The organism is Streptomyces malaysiensis subsp. samsunensis (genome assembly GCF_024519315.1).
Lineage (GTDB): Bacteria > Actinomycetota > Actinomycetes > Streptomycetales > Streptomycetaceae > Streptomyces > Streptomyces malaysiensis.
Map to the genome: position 1 here is coordinate 1 of NZ_JANIIC010000142.1, position 7,415 is coordinate 7,415.

At 70.2% G+C, this 7,415-nt stretch carries 2 protein-coding genes; both read left to right on the forward strand.

Annotated elements, in window-relative coordinates; genetic code table 11:
• Nucleotides 1-5,202 (forward strand): type I polyketide synthase (locus tag NQU54_RS47700; RefSeq protein ID WP_257636512.1); only part of this gene is annotated, 5,202 nt, incomplete at its 5' end.
• Nucleotides 5,203-5,270: 68 nt separating this feature from the next.
• The coding region (locus NQU54_RS47705) for a type I polyketide synthase (protein WP_257636513.1) at nt 5,271-7,415 on the forward strand (2,145 nt) is incomplete at its 3' end.

The window sequence follows — 7,415 nt, forward strand, 5'->3', positions numbered from 1 at the left end:
CTGGAGCGGGCCGGTATCGACCCGGCCTCGGTGCGCGGCAGCCAGACCGGCGTCTTCGCCGGAATCATGCACCACGACTACGGCTCGGCCACGGTGCCGGAAGGAGTCGAGGGCTATATCGGCAACGGCACCGCCGGCAGCATCGCCTCGGGCCGCGTCTCCTACACCTTCGGTTTCGAAGGACCCGCGGTGACGGTGGACACGGCCTGCTCGTCGTCGCTGGTGGCGCTGCATCTCGCGGCTCAGTCGCTGCGCCAGGGGGAGTGCTCGCTCGCGCTCGCCGGTGGTGTGACGGTGATGTCGACCCCCGCGCTGTTCGTGGAGTTCAGCCGTCAGCGTGGGCTGTCGGCCGACGGACGGTGCAAGGCGTTCGCGGGGGCCGCGGACGGCACGGGGTTCTCCGAGGGCGTCGGCATGCTGCTGCTGGAGCGGCTCTCGGACGCACGGCGCAACGGCCACCGGGTGCTCGCCGTCGTCCGCGGGTCCGCCGTCAATCAGGACGGCGCGTCCAACGGGCTGACGGCCCCCAACGGCCCTTCCCAGCAGCGGGTCATTCGGGCCGCGCTGGCGAGTGCTGGGCTGTCGACCGCCGACGTGGACGCCGTGGAGGCACACGGCACGGGTACGACACTCGGCGATCCCATCGAGGCACAGGCACTGCTGTCGACTTACGGGCGGGAACGGGGCGCCGAGGAGCGACCGCTGTGGCTCGGCTCGATCAAGTCGAACATCGGCCATACGCAGGCGGCCGCGGGTGTGGCGGGTGTGATGAAGATGGTGCTGGCGATGCGGCACGGCGTACTGCCGAAGACCCTGCACGTCGATGAGCCGTCACCGCATGTTGACTGGACCGAGGGCGCGGTGCGGCTGCTCACCGACTCGGCGGAATGGCCGGAGACGGGCCACCCGAGGCGCGCCGGTGTTTCCTCCTTCGGCGCCAGCGGGACCAACGCGCATGTGATCGTGGAGCAGGCCCCCGAGGAGATGCGCGTCGCCGAGCGCGTGGCCGGGCCCGAGATGTCGGGGCTGGTGCCGTGGGTGGTGTCGGCGAAGTCCGAGGGTGCGCTGCGGGCGCAGGCGGAGCGGCTGCTGTCGTCCGTGCGTGACGAGACGGACGCCGTGCCGTCGGCCGTGGACGTGGCCTCGTCGCTGGTGACCACACGCTCGGTGTTCGAGCACCGGGCAGTGGTGCTGGCCGGTGACCACCAGGGCTTCATGGCCGGGTTGGAAGCCGTGGTGGACGACGTACCGGCGGCTGGTGTGGTGCGGGGTTCGGTGGTGTCGGGAAAGTCGGCGGTTGTGTTCTCGGGGCAGGGCAGCCAGCGGGTTGGGATGGGCTGGGAGTTGTATGAGGCGTTCCCGGTGTTCGCGGAGGCGTTCGATGAGGTCTGCGGGCGGTTTGACGGACTGCTGGAGCGTCCTTTGCGGGAGGTGATCGACGGGGATGTGGAGGGGCTGGATGAGACGGCGTTTACGCAGTGTGGGTTGTTCGCGGTGGAGGTGGCGCTGTTCCGGCTGGTCGAGTCGTGGGGTGTACGGCCGGATTTTGTGGCCGGGCATTCCATCGGAGAGCTGGTGGCGGCGTATGTGGCGGGTGTGTTGTCGCTTGACGATGCGTGTGTGTTGGTGGCGGCTCGTGGGCGGTTGATGCAGCAGCTGCCGTCGGGTGGCGTGATGGTTTCGGTGCAGGCCGCCGAGGCGGATGTCCTCCCGTTGCTGGCCGATCGTGAGGCCGAGGTGAGTCTGGCGGCGGTCAACGGGCCGCGTTCGACCGTGATTTCCGGTGCTGAGGCGGCGGTGTCCGAGGTTGCCGGGATTCTGGAGGCCGAGGGCGTCAAGACGAAGCGGTTGCGAGTCTCGCATGCCTTCCACTCACCCTTGATGGAGCCCATGCTGGCCGACTTCCGCCAGGTGGCGGAGGGGCTGTCGTACGCGCCTCCGCGCATCCCCGTCGTGTCGAACGTGACGGGCGGGGTGGCGGATCCCGAGGCGCTGTGCTCGGCCGAGTACTGGGTGCGGCATGTCCGCGAGACCGTGCGTTTCGCCGACGGCATGGCGGCTTTCGCGGAAGCGGGTGTGACGACCTCCCTGGAGCTGGGTCCGGACGGTGTGCTCTCCGGGATGGGACAGGAGTGTGCGCCGGACATCGAATTCGTCGCAGCGCTTCGCAGCGGCCGGGACGAGCTGGCCACGCTCCAGGAGGCACTGGCTCGGATCTTCGTCCGTGGCGCGCAGGTGGACTGGACGGCGTTGCTCGCGCCCACCTCCATACGGCACGTGGAGCTGCCGACCTACGCCTTCCAGCGGAAGCGGTACTGGCTCGAGGCCGGTGGGGCGGTGGGCAACGTGGCATCGGCCGGGCTGAGGTCCGAGGAGCATCCCCTGCTCGGTGCCGCGGTGCGGCTGCCCGACTCCGACGGCTGCCTGTTCACCGGCCGGCTGTCCGCGCGTACGCACGCCTGGCTGGCCGACCACGCCGTGCTGGGCTCGGTGGTGGTGCCGGGGACGGCGTTCGTGGATCTGGCGCTGCACGCCGGAAGCCGTTTCGGATGTGGCCAGGTGGACGATCTGGTGCTGGAAGCACCCCTTGTCCTTCCCGAACGCGGTGCGATCCAGCTCCAGGTGATGGTTGCCGGAGCCGATGACGACGGCCGTCGACCCGTCACCGTCCACTCCCGGCAGGAATCCGGCGATGAGGACCAACCCTGGACACGTCATGCCACCGGCGTTCTGACCCAGGCCGAGGAGTCGGAGTCGGCGCTCTCGGCCGAGCTGAGTGTGTGGCCGCCCGCGGATGCCGAAGCGGTCGACATCAGCGGCATGTACGAGCGCTTCGCGCTGGGTGGGCTCGGGTACGGACCGGCGTTCCAGGGCGTGCGGGCCGCCTGGCGGCGCGAAGGCGAGGTGTTGGCCGAGGTGGCGCTGGCGGAAGAGCAGTGGCCGGACGCGGCGCGGTTCCGTGTGCACCCGGCGTTGCTCGACGCCGCCCTGCATATGGCGGGCCCCGGCGGCCTGGTGACCTCGGACGCGGAGCAGGTTCGCTTGCCGTTCGCCTGGAACGGGGTGTCGGTGCACCTCATCGGCGCGACCACGATCCGCGTACGGCTGACGGCGGCTGGGGCCGACGGTCTATCGCTGACCGTGGCCGATGAGACAGGTCGGTTGATGGCCTCGGTGGCGGAGCTGGTGACACGTCCGGTCTCCGCCGAGCAGATCGGCGCCGCGCGGGGCGCCTCGCATGAGTCGCTGTTCCAGTTGCGGTGGAACGCCATGCCACTCGCGGCCGACGCACCGGCCACCGACCGCTGTGCGCTGATCGGCGAGGAGGACGGCGACCTTGCCGTGGCGTTGCGGTCGGCGGACTGGCAGGTGCCCACACACCCCGATCTGGAGACCCTGGCCCGGTCCGGCGCCGAGGGCGAGCCCCTGCCCGAGTGGGTGCTGCCGGCCTCCGCGATCGACCCCGGTGGCGATGCCCGCCGCGGCGTAGGTGGCGCGGCGCACCGGGCGCTGGAGTGGGTGCAGGAGTGGCTGGCCGAAGACCGGTTCGCCGACTCCCGGCTGGTCATCACCACTCGGGGTGCCGTGGCCACCTCCTCCACCGAGAGCGTGGACGATCTGGCAGGGGCGGCGGTATGGGGCCTGGTGCGCTCCGCACAGGCCGAACACCCCGGGCGACTGGTTCTCCTGGACGTGGACGATCCCGAGGAACTCGGCTCCGTTCCGCTGGCCGCCGCCCTCGCCTCGGGCGAGCCGCAGTTGGCCGTGCGCGACGGGCGCGTACTGTCGGCGAGGCTGGTCCGAGCCGAGGAGCCGGGGGAACGTGGCGCTTCGGCGACATGGGACTCCGAAGGTACGGTCCTCATCACCGGGGCCGGCGGCACCCTGGGCGGTCTGCTCGCCCGGCACCTGGTGGCCGAACACGGTGTGCGCCATCTGGTGCTGCTCAGCCGCAGGGGCCCGGCGGCCGAGGGCGCGGCCGAGCTGGCGGAGCAGCTGTCCTCGGCGGGTGCGTCGGTGGCCTGGGCCGCCTGTGATGTGGCCGACCGGGACGCCCTCCGCGCGGTGTTGTCGGACATCCCCGCCGCGCATCCGCTGAAGGGCGTTGTCCACGCCGCCGCCGTCCTGGACGACGGTGTGATCGCGTCGTTGACTCCGGAACGGCTGGACACGGTGCTGCGACCGAAGGCGGAGGCGGCCCTCGCCCTGCATGAGCTGACGGCCGGGCTCGACCTGTCGGCGTTTGTGGTCTTCTCCTCGGTGGCGGGCATGTTCGGGGCCGCCGGGCAGGGCAACTACGCCGCCGCAAACGCCTTCCTCGACGCGCTCGTCACACAGCGCCGTGCCCACGGTCTCCCCAGCCTGTCGCTGGCCTGGGGCCTGTGGGAGGAACGCAGCGGGATGACGGCGGGGCTGGCCGAGGTGGACAGGCGGCGGATGGACCAGGTCGGCATCTCCGCCCTGTCCTCGGCCGAGGGACTCGCACTCTTCGACGCCGCGTGTGCGAGCGATGGCCCGGTCGTCGCCGCCGCGCGGCTGAACACGACGGTCTGGAGGTCCGCAGTACACGAAAAAATGGTCGAAGTTCCTTACGTACTACGAGAGTTGGTGCGTCTGCCTGCCCGCCGGGCGGCGGCAGCGGACTCCGCCGGGCCTGCTGGAGCGGCGGAGGCGTTGCGGGCACGCCTGGCCGGAGCCTCGTATGCGGAAGGGGAACGCCTGGTGCTGGACACGGTACGGCGGAATGTCGCCGCAGTGCTGGGCCACGGCGGCCCGGAAACCGTGGAACCGGGCCGCGCGTTCAAGGATTTCGGGTTCGATTCGCTGACTGCGGTGGAATTGCGCAATCGACTCGGCACGGTGACCGGCCTGCGTCTGACCGCGACACTGGTCTTCGACCACCCCACCCCCACCGCGTTGTCCCAGCACCTCCATCGCGAGCTGTCGCGGGACGTCGGGCCCGCGGCCACTTCGGTGCCCGTATCCGTGGGCCTCGATCAGCTCGAAGCCGGTCTGTCGACGATGACCTGGGAGGAGATCGGCCGCACGGATGTGGTGTCACGCCTGCGGGAGCTCTTGGCAAAGTACGGCGACGCACGGGAAGTCCCGAACGGCAACGCTGCTGCTCTCGTCGACCAACTCGAATCGGCGACGGATGGCGAACTCTTCAAAATGGTGGAAGAGGATCTCGGAATTCTCTGAAGCAATAACCCTCCGCGAAGCGGTAACCCTCCGCAATTTGCCGACAGTCTTGTGATTGGGAAAGCGCGATGAGCAACGAAGACAAACTCCGGGATTACCTCAAGCGAGTCATTGCCGAACTCCACCAGACGCGTCAGCGCCTCGAGGAAGCGGAATCCGCGGACCACGAGCCGATCGCGATCGTGGCGATGAGCTGCCGCTACCCGGGCGGGCTGCGCTCGCCCGAGGAGCTGTGGCGGTCGGTGGCCACCGGCGAGGACGCCATCTCGGGCTTCCCCCAGGACCGTGGCTGGGATGTGGAGGGGCTGTACGACCCCGACCCGGGCGCGGTCGGCAAGAGCTATGCGCGTGAGGGCGGATTCCTGCTCGGCGCCGGTGAGTTCGATCCGGCGTTCTTCGGGATGTCCCCGCGCGAGGCGCTCGCGACCGACCCGCAGCAGCGGCTGCTGCTTGAGACGGCCTGGGAGGCGTTCGAGCGGGCGGGTATCGACCCGGAGTCGGTGCGGGGCAGCAAGACCGGTGTCTTCACCGGTGTGATGTATCACGACTACGGCACCGGTCTGACGTCGCTACCCGCAGGTGTGGAGGGCTACCTGGGCAATGGCACCGCGGGCAGTATCGCCTCCGGCCGGGTGGCTTACACATTGGGTCTTGAGGGCCCCGCGGTCACGGTCGACACGGCGTGCTCCTCGTCCCTGGTGGCCCTGCACTGGGCCGGCCAGGCCCTTCGGCGTCAGGAGTGCACACTCGCCCTCGCGGGCGGCGTCACGGTGATGTCCACTCCCGGAACCTTCGTGGAGTTCAGCCGTCAGCGGGGTCTCGCGCCGGACGGCCGGTGCAAGCCGTTCGCGGCGGCCGCGGATGGCACGGGCTGGGGCGAGGGTGTGGGCATGCTGCTGCTGGAGCGGCTGTCGGACGCGCGGCGCAACGGCCATCCGGTGCTGGCGGTGGTACGCGGCTCGGCCATCAACCAGGACGGTGCGAGCAACGGGCTCACGGCCCCCAACGGGCCGTCCCAGCAGCGGGTGATCCGCCAGGCCCTGGCCGACGCCAAGCTCTCCGCCAAGCAGGTGGACGCCGTCGAGGCGCATGGCACGGGCACCACGCTGGGCGATCCGATCGAGGCGCAGGCACTGCTGTCGGCATACGGGCAGGATCGGCCCGAGGACCGGCCGCTGTGGCTCGGCTCCATCAAGTCCAACATCGGCCATACGCAGGCCGCGGCGGGTGTGGCCGGCATCATCAAGATGGTGCAGGCGATGCGGCACGGGCTGCTGCCGCGGACCCTGCATGTCGACGAGCCGTCGCCGCACGTGGACTGGTCGGCGGGTGCGGTCAGGTTGCTCACCGAGGCCACGCCGTGGCCGGAGGGCGACGAGCCTCGCCGGGCGGGTGTCTCGTCGTTCGGCATCAGCGGCACCAACGCACATATCATCCTGGAGCAGGAGCCCGCGGCCGACCAGGATGCTGAAGCTCCGGAGTCAGCTGGGCAGTTGCCGTTCGGCATCGTGCCGTGGCTGGTCTCGGCGAAGTCCGAGAGCGCCCTGCGGACCCAGGCGGAACGGCTGCTCGCCCACCTGGACGCACGGCCGGAGACGGAGCCCATCGATATCGGACTCTCCCTGGCGACGACGCGTACCGCCTTCGAACGCCGGGCGGTGCTGCTGGGATCCGATCGCGCGGCTCTGGTCGAGGGCCTGAGCGCGCTGGCGGAGGGTAGCAGCGTCGCGGGGCTGACCCAGGGTGTGGTTGCGGGTGCTGATGGTCGTGTGGTGTTGGTTTTCCCTGGTCAGGGGTGGCAGTGGGTGGGGATGGCGGCGGGGTTGTTGGAGTCTTCGCCGGTGTTCGCGGAGCGGGTGGGGGAGTGTGCGGCGGCGTTGGCGCCGTTCGTGGAGTGGTCGTTGGTGGATGTGTTGCGGGGTGGTGAGGGTGTTGCGGCGGAGTTGGAGCGGGTGGATGTGGTGCAGCCGGTGTTGTGGGCGGTGATGGTGTCGTTGGCGGAGGTGTGGCGTTCGTACGGTGTCGAGCCTGCCGCTGTTATTGGTCATTCGCAGGGTGAGATTGCGGCGGCGTGTGTGGTGGGTGCGTTGTCGTTGGAGGACGGCGCGAGGGTGGTGGCGTTGCGGAGTAAGGCTCTGCGGGCGTTGTCGGGTCGTGGCGGCATGGTGTCGGTGTCGCTGCCGGTGGAGGCGGTTCGGGAGCGGCTGGTCCGA